The organism is Devosia epidermidihirudinis (assembly GCF_000971295.1).
Classification (GTDB): domain Bacteria; phylum Pseudomonadota; class Alphaproteobacteria; order Rhizobiales; family Devosiaceae; genus Devosia; species Devosia epidermidihirudinis.
Genome location: NZ_LANJ01000011.1, coordinates 536,468 through 556,281, shown reverse-complemented (window position 1 = coordinate 556,281; position 19,814 = coordinate 536,468). Strand labels below are relative to the sequence as shown.

Annotated in this window: 18 protein-coding genes; 9 read left to right on the top strand and 9 right to left on the bottom strand. The window is 59.9% G+C overall.

Translation table 11 applies throughout. The features are described from left to right. Positions 1–97: 97 nt before the first annotated feature. From WH87_RS05915 to WH87_RS05905, 3 genes are all read left to right on the top strand, one after another. Positions 98–1,579: a leucyl aminopeptidase gene (locus tag WH87_RS05915; RefSeq protein WP_046138092.1), complete on the top strand. Its 1,482-nt coding sequence runs from the start codon at positions 98–100 to the stop codon at positions 1,577–1,579. Between the two features lie 70 nt (positions 1,580–1,649). After that, complete coding sequence (locus WH87_RS05910) at positions 1,650–2,093, top strand: DNA polymerase III subunit chi (RefSeq protein WP_046138093.1); 444 nt, start codon at positions 1,650–1,652, stop codon at positions 2,091–2,093. Beyond that, entirely contained in the window at positions 2,090–2,707 is a 618-nt protein-coding gene (locus WH87_RS05905) for a YitT family protein (protein ID WP_046138094.1), read from the top strand. Before WH87_RS05910 ends, WH87_RS05905 begins: the two co-directional genes overlap by 4 nt. Positions 2,708–2,876: 169 nt before the next feature. Here the strand turns inward: WH87_RS05905 and WH87_RS05900 are convergent, their stop codons facing one another. The 5 genes from WH87_RS05900 to WH87_RS05880 form a co-directional block, all read right to left on the bottom strand. Continuing rightward, on the bottom strand, positions 2,877–3,794 hold the full coding sequence (locus tag WH87_RS05900; RefSeq protein ID WP_082092514.1) for an ABC transporter substrate-binding protein: 918 nt from the start codon (positions 3,792–3,794) through the stop codon (positions 2,877–2,879). 75 nt (positions 3,795–3,869) lie between these two features. Then, positions 3,870–4,697, bottom strand: a complete 828-nt coding sequence (locus tag WH87_RS05895) for a DUF4344 domain-containing metallopeptidase (protein ID WP_052726273.1) — start codon at positions 4,695–4,697, stop codon at positions 3,870–3,872. 55 nt (positions 4,698–4,752) lie between these two features. Further along, positions 4,753–5,628 carry a DUF4344 domain-containing metallopeptidase gene (locus WH87_RS05890; RefSeq protein WP_046138095.1) on the bottom strand — a complete coding sequence of 292 codons (876 nt, stop codon included), beginning with the start codon at positions 5,626–5,628 and terminating at the stop codon, positions 4,753–4,755. Positions 5,629–5,705: 77 nt separating this feature from the next. Next, a complete protein-coding gene (locus WH87_RS05885) occupies positions 5,706–6,137 on the bottom strand; it encodes a cupin domain-containing protein (protein WP_046138096.1) in 432 nt (143 codons plus the stop codon). Further along, a complete protein-coding gene (locus tag WH87_RS05880; protein ID WP_046138097.1) occupies positions 6,134–8,002 on the bottom strand; it encodes an ABC-F family ATP-binding cassette domain-containing protein in 1,869 nt (622 codons plus the stop codon). Before WH87_RS05880 ends, WH87_RS05885 begins: the two co-directional genes overlap by 4 nt. Before the next feature lie 373 nt (positions 8,003–8,375). Here WH87_RS05880 and WH87_RS05875 point away from each other — a divergent pair, with 373 nt between their 5' ends. Next, on the top strand, positions 8,376–10,553 hold the full coding sequence (locus tag WH87_RS05875) for an inverse autotransporter beta-barrel domain-containing protein (protein ID WP_046138098.1): 2,178 nt from the start codon (positions 8,376–8,378) through the stop codon (positions 10,551–10,553). 79 nt (positions 10,554–10,632) lie between these two features. On the opposite strand, the gene WH87_RS05870 is transcribed toward WH87_RS05875, so the two are convergent. Further along, positions 10,633–11,796, bottom strand: coding sequence for a hypothetical protein (locus WH87_RS05870; RefSeq protein ID WP_156458117.1), 1,164 nt, complete (start codon positions 11,794–11,796; stop codon positions 10,633–10,635). 252 nt (positions 11,797–12,048) lie between these two features. Between WH87_RS05870 and ndk the strand changes: the two genes are divergently transcribed. Both ndk and WH87_RS05860 read left to right on the top strand, forming a co-directional pair. After that, positions 12,049–12,471: a nucleoside-diphosphate kinase gene (ndk, locus tag WH87_RS05865; protein WP_046138100.1), complete on the top strand. Its 423-nt coding sequence runs from the start codon at positions 12,049–12,051 to the stop codon at positions 12,469–12,471. A 212-nt stretch (positions 12,472–12,683) separates the two neighbouring features. Next, positions 12,684–14,663 carry a DEAD/DEAH box helicase gene (locus tag WH87_RS05860; RefSeq protein WP_046138101.1) on the top strand — a complete coding sequence of 660 codons (1,980 nt, stop codon included), beginning with the start codon at positions 12,684–12,686 and terminating at the stop codon, positions 14,661–14,663. 29 nt (positions 14,664–14,692) lie between these two features. Here WH87_RS05860 and WH87_RS05855 read toward each other — a convergent pair whose 3' ends face one another. From WH87_RS05855 to WH87_RS05845, 3 genes are all read right to left on the bottom strand, one after another. Continuing rightward, the gene (locus tag WH87_RS05855) at positions 14,693–15,091 is read right to left on the bottom strand and encodes a hypothetical protein (protein WP_046138102.1); all 399 of its coding nucleotides are present in this window, start codon (positions 15,089–15,091) and stop codon (positions 14,693–14,695) included. Further along, positions 15,088–15,894, bottom strand: coding sequence for an alpha/beta fold hydrolase (locus WH87_RS05850; RefSeq protein ID WP_046138103.1), 807 nt, complete (start codon positions 15,892–15,894; stop codon positions 15,088–15,090). The genes WH87_RS05855 and WH87_RS05850 overlap by 4 nt, the downstream gene beginning before the upstream one ends. A 66-nt stretch (positions 15,895–15,960) precedes the next feature. Continuing rightward, positions 15,961–16,575 (bottom strand): MarR family winged helix-turn-helix transcriptional regulator, encoded by a 615-nt coding sequence (locus tag WH87_RS05845; RefSeq protein ID WP_046138104.1) that lies wholly within the window; start codon positions 16,573–16,575, stop codon positions 15,961–15,963. A 140-nt stretch (positions 16,576–16,715) separates the two neighbouring features. Here WH87_RS05845 and WH87_RS05840 point away from each other — a divergent pair, with 140 nt between their 5' ends. From WH87_RS05840 to WH87_RS05830, 3 genes are all read left to right on the top strand, one after another. Next, the gene (locus WH87_RS05840) at positions 16,716–18,287 is read left to right on the top strand and encodes an MDR family MFS transporter (protein ID WP_046138105.1); all 1,572 of its coding nucleotides are present in this window, start codon (positions 16,716–16,718) and stop codon (positions 18,285–18,287) included. 195 nt (positions 18,288–18,482) lie between these two features. Continuing rightward, on the top strand, positions 18,483–18,797 hold the full coding sequence (sugE, locus tag WH87_RS05835; RefSeq protein ID WP_046138106.1) for a quaternary ammonium compound efflux SMR transporter SugE: 315 nt from the start codon (positions 18,483–18,485) through the stop codon (positions 18,795–18,797). A gap of 223 nt (positions 18,798–19,020) precedes the next feature. After that, the gene (locus WH87_RS05830) at positions 19,021–19,647 is read left to right on the top strand and encodes a hypothetical protein (protein ID WP_156458115.1); all 627 of its coding nucleotides are present in this window, start codon (positions 19,021–19,023) and stop codon (positions 19,645–19,647) included. Positions 19,648–19,814 lie beyond the last annotated feature (167 nt).

Below are 19,814 nucleotides of genomic sequence, written 5' to 3'. Positions count from 1 at the left end.
CCTCTGTTGCGGGATTGACGCGCGCGCCAAAGGCTTCAATGTTGCTGCACGCATTTTCCTGGCGCCTTGCGCCGTCCTTTGCCCATCAAGGCCCTTCATGTCCCAGTCCCTGACGATCCAGACCGCGGCGCTCACCAGCGCGCCAGCTGCCTTCACCATCATCTATGCCGCTGAAGGCCAGGCGCCGTCGGGCGCAGCTGCGCCTGTCTGGTCCGGTACCGGGCTCGATTGGGCGGTGACCGCATCTGCTGGTGCTTTCAAGGGTAAGCAGGGACAGGCCCTCGATATTCTGGGGCAGGGTGGCTCGCGTGTGCTCGTCCTCGGCAGCGGCAAGACCGACGCTTCAACACCGCTCAATGCGTGGACCGATCGCGGTGGTTCGCTGCTCGCCAAGATCGCTGCCACGCAGACCGAGGCTGTCTCGGTCGTAATTGATGATGCGGCGGCCACACCGGTTGCCATTGCCGAGTTGGCCGCTGGCCTGCGCCTGCGCCACTACAAGTTCGACAAGTACAAGACGTCTCGTTCTGATGAGCCAAATGGCACGCTCACCATTACCCTGCATGTCGCCGATCCGGCAGCGGTCGATACCGCAATCGCAGATCGTGGCGCGGTGGTTGATGGAACGCTGTTGGCCCGCGATCTGGTCAATGAACCTGCCAACGTGCTTGGTCCTGTCGAGTTTGCCGATCGTGCCGCCGAGTTGCGCCATCTCGGCGTCACCGTCGAAATCCTTGAGCCTGAGGCGCTCGAAAAGCTGGGCATGGGCTCGCTGCTCTGCGTCGCCCAGGGCTCTGACCGCCCGGCGCGCCTCGTGGTCATGCAGTGGAATGGCGGCGATGTCGGCGTTGCGCCGCTGGCCTTTGTCGGCAAGGGCGTGGTGTTCGATACCGGCGGTATTTCGCTCAAGCCCGGTGCAGGCATGGAAGACATGAAAGGCGACATGGGCGGCGCGGCTGCTGTCACCGGTCTGCTTCAGGCGCTGGCCACTCGCAAGGCGCCCGTCAATGTCGTTGGCGTCATCGGCCTCGTTGAAAACATGCCCTCCGGTAATGCCGTCCGTCCGGGTGATATCGTCACTGCGATGAGCGGCACGACGATCGAAGTGATCAATACCGATGCGGAGGGGCGCCTCGTTCTGGCCGACGCGCTCTGGTACACGCAGGATCGCTTCAAGCCCAAGTTCATGATCAATCTGGCGACGCTCACCGGAGCCATTGTTGTGGCGCTCGGCCACGAACATGCTGGCCTCTTCTCAAACAATGACGAGCTGGCCCAGCGCCTGCTCAATGCCGGCATCGCGTCCAACGAGAAGCTCTGGCGGATGCCGTTGGGCGCCGCCTACGACAAGCTGATCGAATCCAAGTTTGCTGACATCCGCAATTCGGTTGGTCGTCCTGCTGGCTCCATCACCGCCGCCCAGTTCCTGCAGCGCTTCGTTAACGACGTGCCATGGGCGCATCTCGACATTGCGGGCACCGCGTTTGGCGCCGGTACGTCCGAGGTCAACGCCTCCTGGGCTCCGGGATTTGGCGTGGCCCTGTTGGATCGACTGGTGCGCGACTACTATCAGGGCTAAGGCATCCTGAACCTGTCGAAGCGAGAGGTCGTGGCGCGTTTGCGCCCGACCTTGTGATATCGGAGCAAAAGTGGCCGACGTTCTCTTCTACCACCTCGAAAATCAGCCGCTTGAAGCCGTTATTCCGCAATTGCTGGAAAAGACGCTTGAACGCGGCTGGCGTGCGGTTGTCGAGGCGGGCTCGATTGAACGGGCCGAAGCGCTGGATGCTGAACTCTGGACCTGGCGCGACGAAAGCTTTCTGCCGCATGGCCTTGCGGGCACGGACACCGACGCCCACCAGCCCATCCTCATCACCACTGGCACCGAAAATCCCAATGGTGCGGCGGTGCGGTTTTTTATCGATCGCGCCGTGCCGCAGTCGGCGGAAGGCTATGAGCGGGTGGTGTATATGTTTTCGGGCCATGATCCCGATGCCGTCGCCGAAGCGCGCCTCGCATGGCGGGCTCTGCGCGAAGGCAACACGGTGACCTATTGGCAGCAGGAAGCCGGCCGCTGGACGAAAAAAGCATGACACCCGACCTCTCTGCGCCGAGTCGTCACAAGCTGCACGAAGACATTTTCGCCATGCTGATCGGCACCATGCTGGTCTCACTTGGCATCGTTTTTTACGCCAAGGTCACCCTCACGACCGGCAGTACGGCGGGGCTTGCGCTCCTGCTGCAATACGCCACCAATATCCCGTTTGGCTGGCTGTTCTTTGCCATCAATCTGCCATTCTACGTTCTGGCATTCATGCGCATGGGTTGGCCCTTCGCCGTCAAGACCATCGCTTGCGTGGCGCTGGTGTCCTACTTCACGGCACATCTTTCCGAATGGCTCGACATTGTCCGTATCGAACCGCTGTTTGCGGCTCTGGTTGGCGGTGGCATGATCGGGCTGGGGATTTTGTCGCTGTTCCGCCACAAGGCGAGCGTGGGCGGGATCAATATTCTGGCGCTCTACCTGCAGGATAATTTTGGCATCCGCGCCGGCTATTTCCAGCTCGGCGTCGACGCCCTGATCCTGATCGCGGCCTTCTTCATCCTGCCGCTGGATCGCGTGCTCTATTCGGTGCTCGGCGCGCTGGTGCTCAATCTGATTGTCGCGACCAACCATAAACCCGGCAGGTATGTGGGTTTCAGCTAGGTTAGCGGGCCTCGCGCCCAAATAGCTCTCCCACCCACCGACGCTTCCCGCGGACTTGATCCGTGGGTCTCTGTCGGCACTTGCCGTGTGGAGAGGCCCGCCCGGATCAAGTCCGGGGGAGCGTTGAGTATGGGACACCATGGTGCCCACTCCAGAGCGCTGCAAAAAGCTAGGCGATCTTTGAGTAGAGCTCGTCGACAAGCTTGGCGACCTGCATGGCCGAGTAGATGCTGCCGTAGTTGATATTGCCGTTTGAGGCGATGATGGCGCCCGACTGCACGGAGGGCAGGCGGTCCCAGAGAACTTCGCCATTCAGCGTCGTGGCTTCTTCCGGCGCGGTGGTTGCCAGTAGGATGCCATCGACACCACCCAGAACATCGCCAAAGGCCTCAGCAGCAATTTCGCCGCTGTCATAGAGCTGGTCGGCCTTGGGTGGAATGGTCTTGGCGCCAAGGTCTGCAAGCACTTGCGGCTGCAACATCTTGGGACCGTTCATCACATAGAGGGTGCCTTCGCCCGGCTGGACGCTGACTACGGTCTTGGTCGCCAGCTTGTCGCCGTGGCGCGCCTTGATTTCGGCAATCAGCGCATCGTATTCCGCGATGGCGCTTTCGCCCGCGCCATCCATGCCCAGAAGCGTTGCCAACTCGCGCAAAGCTTCCTTCCAGGGCTTGTTATTGGATGTCGGAACGACAGGCGCAACGCTCTTGAGCTTGTTGGCTGGCCACCAGACGCTGTCCGGATCGTAATTGGCACAGATGATCAGGTCGGGGTCAGACGCCAGCACCTGCTCGATATTGACCTCCGAGCCATAGAACTCAAGGCCATCCGGAACGGGCACCCAGTGGCCCGGCGTCGAATGGCCATAGCCAACCACATTCAGGCCCAGCGCCAGTGCTGGCTGCAGATCAAGGCGCGAGTCGACGGCGACAACGCGCTTGGGTTCGGCGGGAATGTCATAGGTGCCATAAATGGTGGTGACCGAACGCGTAGCGTCCTGCGCGAAGGCGCGGGTTGGCAACATCGCGGACATGGCCAGTCCGGCGGTGCCCAAAGTGAAATGGCGGCGATTAAGAGAGATTGTCATGGGGCACTCCAGAACTGCGCGATGCCCGGTTCTGGAGTGACTTATAGGTGATTGTCAAGGTCAACTTAAAGAGGGCTATTCCTCTTCGGTATCCTCATCACCTGCGTTGGCTATGTCATTGAGATAAAGGCCATACATGTTCTCCGCCAGCTCGTAGCAATAGGTGATCTGGCTCTCGCTGGGGCTGTAAAAGGCATTCGCCTGACCGCAGAGGGCGGCGCGGAAGGTCACAGGCCCAGGCAGAACATAGCGGTTCATCACCACGGCTGCGGCTTTTTCCAGTATTTCGCGCGACTGCAGCTCGTTGGCAAACTCGGTGTAGTCGCCGGCCTCTTCGTAGACGACGGAGATCTCTGCGCCTGGCGTGTCGGTGACGGTATGGGGCTCGAGCAGTGCATCCCATGAGGTGTGTGCCTGATCGTAGGTGTAGGCGCAATCGTCCTGCCGTTGCTGGTCGAACTCATAGATTTCAGCGGTCTCGCGGAATTCCTGAGGGTCTTTGCCCACCATCAGGCAGACCATTGCGTAGGCGCGCTGAATGTCGAGGCTGTGCTCGTCGTAGTAGGAAAAGTCTTCAACGCCTGACCCGGTGGATTTCACAGCGTTGAAGTACCAGCCGTCGGCGCTGTCGATGAGCGTGTTGAACGCCTCGATTTCGTCGTCCTGATCGTTGAGCAGCAGGATGACCGCTAGGGCATCGGCCGCGTCTTCCTCTTTGCCAAGCACGGGGATGCCGAGCTCGCCAACCAGCAGGTGACCGATCTCGTGGTACATCGTGTATGCCGCGTCGTGCATGGCGAAATCCATGGCTTCGGCAGCCGGATCGTCTTCCTGACCAAATGCGACGCCGCTCAACGCGACGCAACAGGTCAGGGTGGCCAAAATGGCCCGAATGGTCGTCATGTCGAAGGCTCCGCAGAGAGGTGACGCTTTACGCGCCCTTTCTGGCATGCCGCTTTCAGAACTTCGAGATTTTGTTTTTGCCCGGACCGGGGCCGGTTTCGCGCGGGGCAGGGGCCGCCGGCTTGGACATATTGTCCATGTAAAGGTCCATATAGTCCTGCATCAACTCATAGCAGAAAATGACCTCGATCGTATCCGGATCGTAGAACGCGTTGGCCTCGCCGCAGCGCTGCGCATTGAAAGCGACCTTGGCGTCCAGCGTGTACTGCGTGCGCACTTCTTCAGCGACCTGATCGAACACGCCGCTGGACTTGAACGCGTCAGCCGCTGCCTTTAGCCGTCCGCCCGCGTCATGATAGGTCACCTTCACTTCAGTACCACGAATGGCCGGTGGATTGCGAACGCCCAGCAGCGATTTCAGGCTTCGGTCGACCAGGTCATAATCCCAGAAGCAGGTTTCCTGCCGGTCTCGGTCCATGCTGTATTTGTTGGCGATGGGGCGGAACGCGCTGTCATCGCTGCCAACCATGAGGCAGACGATCTGATAGGCGCGCTGCTTGTCCAGGCTATGGGAGGCCGCGAAATCGCCTTCGTCGCCGCCACTGTCATAGGCCACGCCCGAATAGAGCCAGCCCTGCGCTGCGTCTGCCAGCGCCACTTCTGCCGCCTTGGTGCGCTTGTTCAGCAAAATCCAGGTGGCGACGTTGTCCGCTGCATCTTCCTCGCGCCCCAGCACCGGCATTTCCAACTGGTCGAACAGCAGATGCGCGACCTCGTGGTAGAGCACAAACAGGCTGTTATTGTAGGCAAACCGGCGCATATCGGCGCGCTCCGATTTGGTCATGGTCGGCGTCTGCGCCTGCGCAACACCAGCAAAGCAGATCATGCTGAGAACGACAGCGGCAACGAGCTTGGTCAGGGACAGACGCATGCGGCACTTTCGCGGAGAACTATGTTGGCACCAAAGGATATGGCGTCAGCGCTGTCAAATCACACCGCTCGCACCGGTTAATCCTGGCCCGGCTCCCAGCCCTTGGGCGCAAGTTCAAACCCGGCAAACTCAAAGCCGGGCGACACGGTGCACCCTACAAGGGTCCATTCCCCAAGGCTGACAGCCGACTGCCAGATGAGGCGCGGCGCTACCACCTGGGGCCGTTCACCGAGTTCGATATCTTTGCCGAGGCGATGCACGTTCACGCTTTTGCCGTCCGAAAAGCTCAGATCGAGCGGTGCACCAGCGTACCAATGCCAGACTTCCACCGCGTCGACGCGGTGCCATTGCGATGTCTCGCCTGCCTGCAACAGATAGTAGATGGCGGTGGATTGCGCCCGACTGTCGCTCACCTGCTCGTCTTCGAACGTGCGGGCGTACCAGCCGCCCTCGGGGTGCCGCTGCAGCCCAAGTGTATAGATTACATCCTGGGCTGACAGTTTGGTCATTCGCGTTCAGCAGTCTCCAGTTCGGCGCTCAGCGATAGCCATGTTTCTTCGGTGGCATCAAGATCTGCAGTGAAGCGCGCCTTGTCTTTGCCCAGCGCAATAACGCGATCAGCAGGGCCATTGTAGACTTTCGGGTCTTCCAGCTGAGCCGTAATTTTACTGATTTCCACCTTCAAACGGGCGATTTTGGTTTCCGCATCCTTAACGGAGGCCTTGAGTGGCGCAATCTGTTCACGACGTGCGGCGGCGGCCTGCTTGGCAGCCTTGCGATCTTCCTTCGATCCGCCTCCGCCCTTGCTTTCCTTGGTCGAGGTGATGCTGCGCTGATAGCTGTCCAGATCCTCGTCCAGCTCGCGGATCGTGCCGCCTTCGGCAATCCACAGTGTATCGCAGGTGGCTTCGATCAAATGGCGATCGTGGCTGATGATCAGCACTGCGCCTTCATAGTCGTTGAGCGCATGCACCAGCGCGTCACGGCTATCGATATCCAGGTGGTTGGTCGGCTCGTCGAGGATCATCATGCCCGGACCGCCAAAGGTGATCAGGCCCATCAGCAGGCGAGCGCGCTCACCACCCGACAGGTTCTTGGCCAGCGTGTCCATGCGCGACTTGGTCAGGCCCATCTGGCTCAGGCGCGAGCGGCGCTTGGCTTCGCTATCAGTCGGCATCAGCTCGACGACGTGCTCGAATGGCGTCCACTCGGGCTTAAGCTTGTCCATCTGATGCTGCGCAAAGTGCGCGATTTCCAGCTTCTTGCCCTTGCCATAGCTGCCGCCCATAGGCTTGATATCGCCCGCGAGGAGCTTGGCAAAGGTCGACTTACCGTTACCGTTGACACCGATCAGCGCGATACGATCACCTGGATCAATGCGCATATTCACGTTGCGCAGAATGGTCTTGTCGCCATAGCCGGCCGATACACCATCCAGCGTGATCATCGGCGTCGGCTGCTCAGCCTTCGGCGCCTGGAAGGTGAACGGCGCCGCATATTCGTCGAACATTGCTGCCGGTGGCTTGAGCTTTTCGATCATCTTCATGCGAGACTGGGCCTGCTTGGCCTTGGTCGCCTTGGCCTTGAAGCGGTCCACGAACTTCTGCAGATGCGCGATCTGGTCCAGCGACTTCTCGCGGCCCTTGTTGTTTAGATCCATCTGCATGCGACGCGTCGTTTCAAACGTATCGTAATTGCCTTTGTAGAAGGTCAGCTTCTTGTGCTCGAGATGGATGATCGAGTTGACCGACTTGTTGAGCAGGTCGCGATCGTGGCTGATCATGAACACGGTATAGGGATAAGTGGCGAGATACTTCTCGAGCCACAGCGTGCCTTCCAGATCGAGATAGTTGGTGGGCTCGTCAAGCAGCAGCAGGTCAGGCTGACTGAACAGCACGCCGGCCAACGCCACGCGCATGCGCCAACCACCTGACAGCTCATGCGTCGGCGCCATCTGGCGGTCCTGCTCAAAGCCGAGACCCTTCAGGATTGCCGAGGCGCGACCCTCAGCAGAATAGGCGTCGATGTCGGCCAGACGCGTATAGATCTCGCTGATGCGGTCCGGATCGGTCGCGGTTTCTGCTTCCGCCATCAGCGCCGTGCGCTCCTTGTCGGCGAGCATCACAACATCGAGCACGCTCTCATTGCCGGCAGGCGCTTCCTGCGCCACCGCGCCGATACGCGCCTTCTTGTTGAGCTCCATGCCGCCAGCATCCGCCCCGATGTGTCCCTGGATCAAGTGGAACAGCGTGGTCTTGCCGGTGCCGTTCTTGCCCACAAAACCGGTCTTGGAGCCCGTCGGCAGGACGACTGAGGCGTCTTCGAACAGCTCGCGGCCCTGGATGCGATAGGTGAGGTTATTGATGGTCAACATGATGCGGCAATCTATGGGAGAGGGCAGGGTGCTCCCGGCAAGCGGCGCCTATGGGGCAAGTCCCTGCGATAAAGGTCTTTCCCGTTCGATAAAGTTAAGCACGGACGAAGGCAACCGGCTTTGCTGAATCAAGCCATTCTCGGCCTCTCAAATAGCTCCGCTAAGCTGCTGATGCTTATCAAAATTTTTTTAGATGACAGAACAATTTCATGCTGAAAAACCTTGCTAAATTATGACTAACAGAGTCGACATAATGCCGCAGGTTGTTGAAAAACAACGACTTAGAAGTTGACTCGGTAAGTCATGAATAATAGTCAGCGGAAATTCCGAGCGACTTCTCCCTTCGCCCGGCACAGCATTCAGCGAGATTTTCATGTACCGTTCTTCATGGGTTGCCCTTGTGGCGGCCATGGGCGCGCTTGCGCCTTCCTATGCCTTCGCTCAGGCCGCGCCTCCACGTCTCGAATTGCAGGTTGGCGGCGGCGAAAACGCGTCCGTTTCAGGCGGCGTGTTCGTCCCCTTCATGCTCCCCGATGGTCAGGTCCTGTTCGCTGATGGCTGGCTGGACTATCAGGATGGCGGCGCGGTGTATGGCTCCATCGGCGGCGGCTACCGCCAACAGGTTGGTGACTGGGTCCTCGGCGTCAACGGCGCCCTTGAATTCGCCACTTCGCCCTATGGCTTCAACTACCAGCAGATTTCTGCCGGTCTCGAAGCCCTCAGCACCCAGTTCGAGTTCCGCCTCAACGGTCACGCGCCCATCGGCACGACCAGCAATGAGGTCGACGCTCTCTCCAAGGCCAAGATCAGCAATGGCGCGTTCGTCATCAATCAGGGCTACGAAGTCGCGCTCTATGGCCTAGAGGCCGAAGCTGGCATTCGTCTGCCAGTGTTCCCTGAAGACAGCCCCAATGCGCTTAAGCTTTATGCTGGCGCCTATGTTCAGGGCTCCGAGCGCACCGAGACGGTCGCCGGTGTTTCGCTCCGCACCGAATTGACCCTGTCGCTCGATCAGATGCTGCCCGGCGCAACGCTCGGCCTCGGCGGCGGCATGCGTTATGACAGCAACAACGAGCTGTCCGGCAGCGTCCATGTCCGCTTCTCCGCCCCAATCGGTGGCGCGCCGACCGCTGTTCAGGCCGCTTCTCCGCTCTATCAGCGCGTTGAGCGCAATCGCTCCATCGCCACCACGGCCGGCAGCTTTGGCTCAGACGTCGCAGCCTTCGCCGATAGCGGCTCGGGCAAGGTGATTCAGGTGTCTGCCGCAGACGGCAAGGCCAAGGACCTCAATGCCATGATCGCCGCAGCTGGCGATGGTGCCATCATTCTGGCATCCGGCAGGATTGTCGTAGACGAAACCCTCGTCCTTGCGAGCAACCAGATGCTTGTTGGCGGTGGTGGTGTGGTCAACCTCACCACGGCAGATGGCAAAAAAGTCGGCTACCTCAACACCGGCGCAGCAACCAGCCTCGACGCCACCCCCCAGTCTTCTCCTGCCGCCTTCGCCGCCCCCCTCAAGGTCGACGGCATCCGCCTTGCTGATGGGACCACGGTTTCCACCGTCTCCATCGTCGGTGCCGAGAATGGCATCGTTGCTCAGGACGTCAATAACGTCACCATCGATAATGTCTCGATCAGCGGCGTGACCGGCAATGGTATCGTGCTGAACCGTGTATCGGGCGCGACGATTACCAATAGCGAGATCAAGGACACCTATATCTGCCAGGACAACACGAAGTGCGAATTCTCGATCTTCAATCCGTCCTACGTGCCGAACGCCGCGATCAACGCAGTCGGCGTGCAGAACCTGTCCATCAGCAATCTCGATATCTCTGATGTCACCTACGGCATTTTCATTGCCCCTGAGATCGACGACAGCGGCTGGCCAACGGTCGTGACTTCGAGTGCCGAGAACATCTCGATTTCCAATGTCAATATCACCAACAGCCGCCGTGAAGCGCTGATGACGGTTGGTGCGCACGACGTCGAGATCGACCAGCTCCACGTCAATAACTCTGGCCTTGATCGCGACATGGACCTCGTCGTGTTCCAGACCAGCCACAACATATCGTTTACGAATTCATCGCTGGTCGGTGGTGTGAATGGTCTGATGTTCGCCTACTATTCCGGCATTCCCGGTCAGAACCCTTCGAACATCTCGGTTGCCAACGTGACGATCTCTGACACCTCGCGTGCCGGTATTTTCATCAACCCATCCAATAACGTGACCTTCAAAGATGTCACGATCTCCAATGCTGGCAGCTATGGCGTGTTCTTCTACGGCGACAATTGGGGCTTCATGGGTGGACCAGTGCGCGACATCACCTTTGACAATGTCGTGGTGGAGAGCGCTCGTGATGGCGCGGCTTACATCAGCGGTCCCCTCAAAAACATCCAGGGCGACCTGCAGGTTGGCGCCGGCATCAAGCATTGCGATGCCAACACGGGTTCCTGGACCGGCACTGACCTCACCCAGGGCGTTGGCTTCGAGTTTTCGATTGGGGGCGTGCCAGTCAACGCGACCAACTTGCCTACGAACTGCGTAAGCTGAGTAAAAAAGCAGGGCGGCCATGCGTCGCCCTGCATACACTCTACCGGCGAGCGTCGAGCAGCTTCGATCTAAAAAGCGGTCAGAACTGCTCCCGAGCCACTAGGTCGGCAAAATCAGCATCGCGCAGTAGCGCTTCACTGGCGAGATGTCCCGTCTCCGTGCGCTGATCTTTCCAGTTCGTATGGATTGCCCGGAAGTGGCGATAAAACACCCCTGACGGGGTCTCCTTGGAAAACCAGGGCCTGTTTTCTATCCAGTGCATGTAGGGATGAACTGCCAAATTCCTTACCCAGGGGCGAGTCGGCTGCAAGGCCCACTTTTTCGGGCGGGATAGCGCGCGGGCGGGGTCAGCCAGAAAGTGCGAGTAGTGGCGATGTGTTCTGGCCTGAGCCGGCGACGACGCATCCGCTATCGGCTCGATGTATCGTCCCCGCATGACGATCAGCCCCTGCTTCGACTGGTCTGCAAGATCAAAGATCGTGGTTCCTTCGGGCGTGGCAGCCAACTCGTCGATATCACAATTGAGCAAGCCGAACGCGGCCATGCCGTAGCGCCGGAGCATAACGCTCATGGAGCCGACCTGTAGGAATTGTGTGTAAAACGGGTTCAGCCGTACCGCCGGATCTGGTGCACCGTAGACGTATGGCCAGCTATGTACTGCCGCCAAATCGATCCCGCCTGCCTGAATGGCCCCGGCGATTTCTGCGGGATCATAACGGCTGGAACCGTTGTCAAAGAACACCACGGCGTCTGCGCTCTGCATCTTGGCATGATAGCGAGTCCACTCAGTGATCCAGGCCAGATCGTTGTCCTTGCTCATTGTAAATAGAACTCGTCGGCCAGCAAACCGGCCCACGGAGTTGGCGCCGATCGGCAGTTGGAAGCTTTGCCCATCGGGTAGAGCAACCCGAATGGTCGTGGCCGCCTCAGCAACACCGCTAAGCTCGGTAATCATCACCGACTCGGAGCTATAAAACCGTGGTTTGAGTAACGTCCCGCCCGGCCAGGACGTGATCTGACTTTGGCGGATCGCTTTGCCTAAATTGTAGGGCGGTGGGCCAACAAGCAGCACCCGTCCGTCCGGCATGCGAAAGCAGTCATAGAAAAGTGTCAGTTGGTCAAAGCGACCATAGAAAGCTTCCGGCCGCGGACGCCGCGGGGATCGCGGCAATCGTCTCAGCCCACGGCTTGGATCCAAAAATGCCCCCGAATGGGCCTCAAGCGATACGGAGTCGGTGGGCATGGAGTGATGTTCCAGAGGGCAGGCATTGACCGTGGTGCTACTTAATCGTGCGCCGTCGCGGGCTCAACACTAATCCAAAGTCTCCGACTAAACGCTGTCCCATAGGGCAGTCTCCCCACCACCTGCCGCGCAGAATAACGCAAAAAGCAGGGCGGCCATGCGTCGCTCTGCGCACACTCTGTCTTGTGTCCGTCGCACTTCGCCGCTACAAGGCGCGACCTTTTCCAACAGACCCATTCAAGGATCGAACCCATGGCGCTCGAACGCACCTTCTCCATCATCAAGCCAGATGCTGTCCGTCGTAACCTCATCGGCAAGATCCTCGCCAAGTTCGAAGAAGCCGGTCTGCGTCCTGTCGCCCTCAAGAAGATCCACATGACCCGCGCTCAGGCCGAAGGCTTCTACGGCGTGCACAAGGATCGTCCTTTCTTCGGCGAACTCGTCGAGCAGATGATCGCTTCGCCAGTCGTCGTTCAGGTTCTGGAAGGCGAAAACGCCATCCTGGCCAACCGCGAAGTCATGGGCGCTACCAACCCAGCAAACGCTGCTGACGGCACCATCCGCAAGGAATTCGCCCTGTCGATCGGCGAAAACTCCGTGCACGGTTCGGATGCCCCAGAGACCGCTGCTGAAGAGATCAAGTTCTTCTTCAACGACGACGAAATCGTTGGTTGATATGTGACGCTTCGGTCACCCGAAGCGACCATCGATATGAAGGCCGCCCGCCGGGCGGCCTTTTTGCTTGTTTGTGCTATGGTGCCTGGCAACGCCACAGCTTGGTTTCCGCGAAAGCGGGAATTCCCTGCCGCTCCGTCCGCAAAAAGTGGGATCCCCGCTTAAGCGGCAATGACGCCGTTGATTGATCGGCGTCCCATGAAAGAACCGCATTGTCCCTGCCTGAAACTATCATTGCTCCACTCGCTCGCGCCCTTGCCGCCAAGGGCTACGAGACTCTGACCGCCGTCCAGTCCGCCATCATCGAAGATCAGACCGCTGGCCGCGACCTGCTCGTGTCCGCCCAGACCGGCTCCGGCAAGACCGTTGCCTTCGGTATGGCTATCGCCCCCACGCTGCTGGATGGCGCAGAAACCTTTGCTTCCGTCGGCGCACCACTGGCCCTCGTCATCGCGCCAACGCGCGAACTGGCTATGCAGGTGCAGCGCGAACTCGAATGGCTCTATGCCGAAACCGGCGCCAAGTCGGCCACCTGCGTTGGTGGCATGGATATCCGCACCGAGCGCCGTGCGCTTGAACGTGGTGCCCACATCGTTGTCGGCACTCCCGGCCGTCTGCGCGATCACATCACCAAGGGTGCTCTCGACATGTCGGCGCTGCGCGCTGTTGTGCTCGACGAAGCCGACGAGATGCTCGATCTGGGCTTCCGCGAAGACCTTGAGTTCATCCTCGATGCTGCCCCCGAAGATCGCCGCACCCTGCTGTTCTCGGCAACGGTGCCAAAGCAGATCGCCCAGTTGGCCAAGACCTTCCAGCGCGATGCTCTGCGCATTGCTGCCACCAGCAGCAACGATCAGCACGCCGACATCGACTACAAGCTGATGCTGGTTCCCGCCGCCGAGCGCGAAAACGCCATCATCAACACGCTGCTCTACTTCGATAGCGTCAACACCATCGTCTTCGCTTCGACCCGCGAAGGCGTGAAGCATCTGTCGGCGCGCCTGCACAATCGCGGTTTTGACGTCGTGACCCTGTCGGGCGAACTCAGCCAGGCTGAGCGCACCAATGCGCTGCAGTCCATGCGCGATGGCCGAGCCCGAATCTGTGTTGCAACGGACGTTGCCGCCCGCGGTATCGATCTGCCAAACCTCGATCTGGTGATCCACGCTGATCTGCCGACCAACTCCGATACGCTCCTGCACCGTTCGGGCCGTACCGGTCGCGCGGGCCGCAAGGGCACCTGCGTCATCATCGCGCCGATGCACCGTCGCAACGTCGCTCAGCGCGTGCTCAAGGTCGCTCGTCTCGATGTCACCATGATGGCGCCGCCATCTGCTGCCGAGATCGACGCCCGCTATCGCGAGGGCATCCTGTCGGACGCCGCACTTAGTGCACCAATGAGCGAAGATGAGACGGCATTTGTTAGCGAATTGCTAGCGCGTTATACCCCTGATGCTATCGCTGCCGCCTACCTGCGTCAGCAGCTCGCAGCCCGTCCTGCGCCAGAAGACGTCACCGACAATCCCCAGTTGGGTAAGCCCGGGGATAGCGATCCGCGCGTCCGTGAAAAGTTTGAGGGCGGCACCTGGTTCAAAGTATCGGTTGGTCGCAAGCACAAGGCCGAGCCGCGCTGGCTCCTGCCCATGCTGTGCAAGGCCGGCAATGTTACCAAGACAGCCATCGGCTCGATCCGCATCTTCGATACGGAATCGCACTTTGAAGTCGCGGCACCAAAGGCCGATTCCTTTGCCAAGAGTGTCGAGAAGAACGGTTCGGGCGAGCGTGGCGTAACCATTTCGTCGATCGATAGCCCCGGTGAGCGCACCGAAGGCCGCACGCGTCCGCCTGCGGCCCAGCGTCGTCCGCCCGGTCCGATTGAGCGCTACGACCCAAATGCGCCGCGCCCGGAACGCGCTGACCGCCAGAACCGCTATGGTTCGTCGGGCCTGCGTCCCGACGACTTTGAAGCACCTGCCACTGGCGGCTGGACCCCATCGGAAGAAGGCGACGCGCCCCGTGCTCCACGGCCAGACTTCGACAAACCCCGCGCGCCAAAGGTGAGCAAGGCGCCGCCGAGCAAGGACAAGGGCAAGCCAAAGTGGGCTGGCAAGCCTGCCGAAGGCGCCCCTTTCGCCAAGAAGGAAAAGGCGTCCAAGAAGGACCATAAGCCAAAGCGCAAGCCGCAGGTTTAAGCTCTGAAATGATTGAAAAGGCGCGGTCTCTACCGCGCCTTTTTCTTATCCAGATGGTAGGTCAGCGCCATGGCGATGACATGGCGGAGCGCCGCCTCGTCGTGCTGCTCGCCGATGATAACGGCACGATCGCCTTCATAGGCAAAGCTGTCCGGGTAGAGAGCCCGATATCGTTCAAGCAGGTTGGACTTGCAGCTTACGTAAAGCGCCGCCTTGCCACTCTTCTTGTCCTGATCGATGCGGACAGTCGTTCCACTGCCGGTCTCTGTGGTCAGGTAGCTAACTTGCCCCCATTTGAGTGTCTCTTCTAGCGTCCCCACGCCATCGGTCTCAGACGCCACGGCCAAAATGGTCCGTCGCAGATCCTGCAGCTGGCTCTGCATCTCTTTGGAGTGGCTGGCCAACACGGTCGCGACGGGCTGCTTCATCGAGAGAGGCCTTTCAGAAACCGCAGGATTTCGCTGTTGAATAAGTCTGGGCGCTGCAGGGGCGCGAAGTGACTTACCCCCGACATCAGCCGCAGCTCAGCGCCAGGAATCGTCTCCGCCAGATATTCCGCGTGCTCCGGGGTGATGAACTCATCATGTTCGGCCTGCAAAACGGTCACCGGCACCTTTATCCCCGCCAGATCATCTGCCGAGTAATTCGGCTGCGTCCGCTGCATTTCGCCAACTGCTTCGAAAAAGGCTTCGAAGTCGTCCGGAGTTGCTGACAGGGTTGCATAGTCCAATCGGTGCCGCGTGATACAGGCGTCGATGCTCGGGGTCATCTCAAACGGCCTGGCGCCGCTCGGGTCCACGTTGCAGGCAAAAAACAACACGCCCGTAACGCGTTGTGGCGCACGCCGGGCCATCGCCAGCCCGATACACGCGCCATCGCTCCACCCCACAATAGCCGCTCGCGCCAGTTTCAGCGCGTCCATCACGGCAAAGACGTCGCTCGCCATCTGTTCGTAGGAATAGGGTCGGCCGTCTCGTGAGCTGCGGCCATGTCCGCGGCTATCAATCGCCACGACCAGATAACCTGCATCAACCAATGCCGGGACCTGGTAGCCCCAATTGCCACTATTCCCGAGGCCGCCATGCAGAAGAATTACGGGCTCTCCAGCCCCATACTCCGCGTGCCAGATCCGGGCGCCCTCATGCTCGGTAAAGTTGCCTCCCGCGGGCAGGGGACGCGCTCCATGCGCCTTGAATTGCGTCAACTCATCGTCAGCAAAATCTGTGGCCACGACATGTCCTCCTCGGCATAAAGGAGCCACAGCTTCGCACAGATGGGTGGTTTGGGGCAGAGGATACTAGGCCGTTTCCTTGGCCGCGCTATTGGGTGCGTCGGCAGCGATCTTTGCCGCGAGCGCCGCGATATCGTCCGAGAACTTCTCTGCCCCAAGCTCTGTGTGGTCCGACCAGTGCCCAAACCGGCGCAGCAGCGGGAGGAAGGCGGTCAGCTCTTCATTGGACCAGCTGTTGAGAAAGTCGCCCATGATGAGAAACTTATAGGCGCGCACCGAGGCGACGATGGTTTTCCCCGCTTCCGTCAGCTCGATAATGGTGCGGCGTGCGTCGGCCTGGCTCACGGCACGCCGCGCATAGCCTGCGTCCACCAGGTCGCTGACAATACGGCTGGCTCGCGAAGGGTCGATGCCAAGCCGTTCCGCAACGGTGGCAACCATAGTCTCACCGGGAGCCTGGATGCCATTTTCGTCGAGCGGGGCCTCGATGGAAAACAGCACGTCCAGCTGCGGTAGTTCGAGATTGATCTTGAGGTCGATGAGCGCGCGATGTCCGAGTTCGCGGCGCTGCGAGCGCCGGCGCCAATTCTGTAGCAGGGCATCGATCGCCATAGCTGCATCCACCGTTTCTTCCGGAATTCCGGCCTTACGCATCAGGGCGTTGATATCAGCGTTCGACATGGCGGTTCCCCGTATGGTGCATGCCTTTCGCAATTGCATGCTATTGACATGTAAATGTCGTGAGCAGATGTATGCTGCCAGAATGTTTTCCGCAAGAGGCGCCACGGAGTGGTGGCCTTTTGTGTTTCAAGGATGACCTTATGTCAGAGACTGCACAATCCGCCGAGGGGGCAAACGCCCAATCGGTCGGCCTTATCATTGGAGCTGTCGCCGTTACGCTGCTGCTGGCCTCGCTTGGCCAAACCATCGTGTCGACGGCGCTGCCGACCATCGTTGGTGAATTGGGCGGGATGGATCACCTGACGTGGGTGGTCATCGCTTATCTGCTCAGTTCCACCGTTGTGGCCCCCATCTATGGCAAGCTCGGCGACCTTTATGGCCGCAAGATCGTGTTGCAGACGGCTATAGTCATCTTCCTGATTGGCTCGACCCTGTCGGCCTTTGCCTCATCCATGACGTTCCTGATTATTGCCCGTACGGTGCAGGGATTGGGTGGCGGTGGCTTGATGGTGGTGGCTATGACCGTCGTGGCCGACGTTATTCCGCCGCGGCAGCGGGGCAAGGTACAGGGCATTTTTGGCGCTGTGTTCGGCGTGGCCACTGTCGTTGGACCATTGCTGGGCGGCTTCATCGTCGAGCACCTCAGCTGGCATTGGATCTTCATCATCAACCTGCCACTGGGCATTCTGGCTCTGGCGGTGATCGGTTTCGCTCTCAAGCCAATGGCCAACCGTGTCGCGCACAAGATTGACTATGTGGGCTTTGTCCTGCTCACAGGCGCGCTGTCTGCCTTTGTCCTGGCCACAAGCCTCGGCGGCAATACCTTTGCCTGGGTGTCGCCCCAGATCATCGGTCTGGTGGTTCTGGCGGCGGGGATGCTGGCTGTTTTCATCTGGGTCGAAGCGCGCGCTGCCGAGCCTGTGTTGCCACTGCAATTGTTCCGGAACAACACGTTCCTCGTCAGCAATGCCGTCGGCTTCCTGGTTGGCATGGCCATGTTTGGCTCGATCACCTTCCTGCCCATGTATCTGCAGCTGGCCAAGGGCATCAGTCCGACAAATTCTGCGTTGCAACTGTTGCCGATGATGATTGGCCTGATTGGTGCATCGACGCTGTCCGGCTTTTTCATGAGCCGGACCGGCCATTACAAAATCCTGCCCACTGTCTCGACCGCGGTGCTGGCTTTTGGCCTGCTGCTGTTAGGGATGATGCAGCTCGATACGCCGGATTGGCAGATCGCCGCCTACATGTTCCTAGTTGGCCTGGGCATTGGGCCGGTCAACAGTGTTGGCGTCACCGCGACGCAGAACGCCGTGCCTCGTTCTTTGATGGGCGTTGCCACCGCCGGAAACACGCTGTTCCGCCAGATTGGCGGCTCGATCGGCGTGTCAGTGTTCGGGGCGATCTTTTCGTCCGGACTTGCTGCTCAGGTTGGCGATGCCATGCCCTCCGGCGGCGGTTCATTCAACGCCAAGGCCATTGCCGAGCTGCCAGAGGCGGTGCGCCAACAGGTTCTCGAAGGTTTTGCGGCAGCCTTGCATCCCGTGTTTCTGACGGCGTCCGCCGCTGCGCTCATCGCGTTTGGTCTGACGTTCCTCCTCAAGGAGCTGCCTTTGGCAAACACGCTACGGCAGGAGCCTGCGGCCGAGATCGATGCCGAGGAGAACGCTACGGCCGCGGCAGTCGGTGCTCCTTCTACCAGCCCCGCATAAGGACATGGCGGTCCAGGGTTTTGGGCCGCTGTCCAACCTGGCTAACGTGTCCGCTATGCATTGGCCGACAATCCGATGGTCCTCTGTCGCGCTTCACCTTCGTGGGGCGCTTGGCTAAAGGTGTGAAGCGCGTGGACGACCTCGCGCTTTCATCATTTCGGCCGGGACGACCCGCCAACACCTTGGAGTTCCCCAATGGCTTGGGTCTACCTTGTCATCGCTGGTTTTTTTGAAATGGGCTGGGCCATCGGCCTCAAATACACCGACGGCTTTACCCGCGTCGTACCCACAACACTCACCGTCCTCGCCATGATCGTCAGCGTCGTGCTGCTGGGTGTGGCCCTGCGTGATTTACCTGTGGGCACTGGCTATGCCGTGTGGACAGGTATTGGCACCGTCGGCACAGCCGCACTCGGCATGTATTTGTTCGGTGACCCGGTCACCGTTGCGCGCCTGGCTTCCATCGGCCTGATTGTTGCAGGCATCGTGGGCCTAAAGGTTCTATCCTGATTTTTCAATGACTTACGGAGCTGGCATGAATCACTTTGCCAGCACGTTGAATCAGTTTGGCAAGGATCGGCCGGGCGCCGCGTGTGACAAAAAAATCATGCCGCCCCGCCATCCCGCCACTTCCCGAATTTGTTAGTGGCGAATTTGGCAATCCTTGCTAGCGTTTGCGCAATGGAATGCCGAACTCGCGTCGCCGGCCCCCCAAAACATTTGGAGAGCAAAAGTGCCCTTGCGCTGGCAGGAAGTGGCTTTGCCGCTTGTCGTTATCGTCACCCTTCTTTTTCTCAAACACATCCCGATGACCGCCGGTCTGCCACTCGCCCGCGCTGCGGGCGTGGTTGCGTTCGGATATGCCGCCTTCCTGGCGCTGCGCTTAGTGCAGGGCGAAGAAGCCGCTAGCGTCGATGGCTGGTCGCAGCTTCGTCCATCCATGGTCGAGTATTTTGCCTGCTATGGTGCAGCAGCGCTGGCCGTGGTCCTGATGGGCGCAGTGGTCTTCATCGGCGGTACGCGCGTCGTTGATCCAACGCAGATGATCGCGGCTTTCATCGCCGCAGTTCTGCTGGGGGCAGGGGCGCTCGGTATCGGCCTCGGCGGCCTTTTCACCAAAATCCGCTGGAACCATACCCAGCTAGAACACAAAACCGCTCTGGGTCGTGAGACTGTTCTGGCGTGGTCCGATGTTCGCTCGGTTCGGCCAAACTGGCGCGGCATCACCATCGCCACCCACGACGCCCGCCGCATCACCTTCTCCCAGTTCCACTCTGGGGCCGCCCAACTCGCCACCCACGCCACCACCCGCGCCCGCCGCAACACCGAAACCGCCACTAAGGCCTTCGCGGCGCTTTAGGGAAAGCGGGGGTGTTCATTTGGCTGGGCTTTTCGCGCCCGGGGGATAAAGCGACTGTCGCTGGACCTACTTCGTCACCGCTCGGGGATCAGAGTGCACATTGCCGGTGCTCACACCCCGCTGAGCGCCAGGCACAGTTCAGCGGCGGCGAGCAGCATCTTCGTGGC

Excerpts from the sequence above, each read along its gene's own strand:
- ndk (WP_046138100.1), top strand. The coding sequence starts at position 12,049 with ATGGCGCTCGAACGCACCTTCTCCATCATCAAGCCAGATGCTGTCCGT.
- WH87_RS05900 (WP_082092514.1), bottom strand. The coding sequence starts at position 3,794 with ATGACAATCTCTCTTAATCGCCGCCATTTCACTTTGGGCACCGCCGGA.
- WH87_RS05870 (WP_156458117.1), bottom strand. The coding sequence starts at position 11,796 with ATGCCCACCGACTCCGTATCGCTTGAGGCCCATTCGGGGGCATTTTTG.
- WH87_RS05855 (WP_046138102.1), bottom strand. The coding sequence starts at position 15,091 with ATGAAGCAGCCCGTCGCGACCGTGTTGGCCAGCCACTCCAAAGAGATG.
- WH87_RS05885 (WP_046138096.1), bottom strand. The coding sequence starts at position 6,137 with ATGACCAAACTGTCAGCCCAGGATGTAATCTATACACTTGGGCTGCAG.
- WH87_RS05905 (WP_046138094.1), top strand. The coding sequence starts at position 2,090 with ATGACACCCGACCTCTCTGCGCCGAGTCGTCACAAGCTGCACGAAGAC.
- WH87_RS05875 (WP_046138098.1), top strand. The coding sequence starts at position 8,376 with ATGTACCGTTCTTCATGGGTTGCCCTTGTGGCGGCCATGGGCGCGCTT.
- sugE (WP_046138106.1), top strand. The coding sequence starts at position 18,483 with ATGGCTTGGGTCTACCTTGTCATCGCTGGTTTTTTTGAAATGGGCTGG.
- WH87_RS05840 (WP_046138105.1), top strand. The coding sequence starts at position 16,716 with ATGTCAGAGACTGCACAATCCGCCGAGGGGGCAAACGCCCAATCGGTC.
- WH87_RS05890 (WP_046138095.1), bottom strand. The coding sequence starts at position 5,628 with ATGCGTCTGTCCCTGACCAAGCTCGTTGCCGCTGTCGTTCTCAGCATG.
- WH87_RS05895 (WP_052726273.1), bottom strand. The coding sequence starts at position 4,697 with ATGACGACCATTCGGGCCATTTTGGCCACCCTGACCTGTTGCGTCGCG.
- WH87_RS05845 (WP_046138104.1), bottom strand. The coding sequence starts at position 16,575 with ATGTCGAACGCTGATATCAACGCCCTGATGCGTAAGGCCGGAATTCCG.
- WH87_RS05880 (WP_046138097.1), bottom strand. The coding sequence starts at position 8,002 with ATGTTGACCATCAATAACCTCACCTATCGCATCCAGGGCCGCGAGCTG.
- WH87_RS05915 (WP_046138092.1), top strand. The coding sequence starts at position 98 with ATGTCCCAGTCCCTGACGATCCAGACCGCGGCGCTCACCAGCGCGCCA.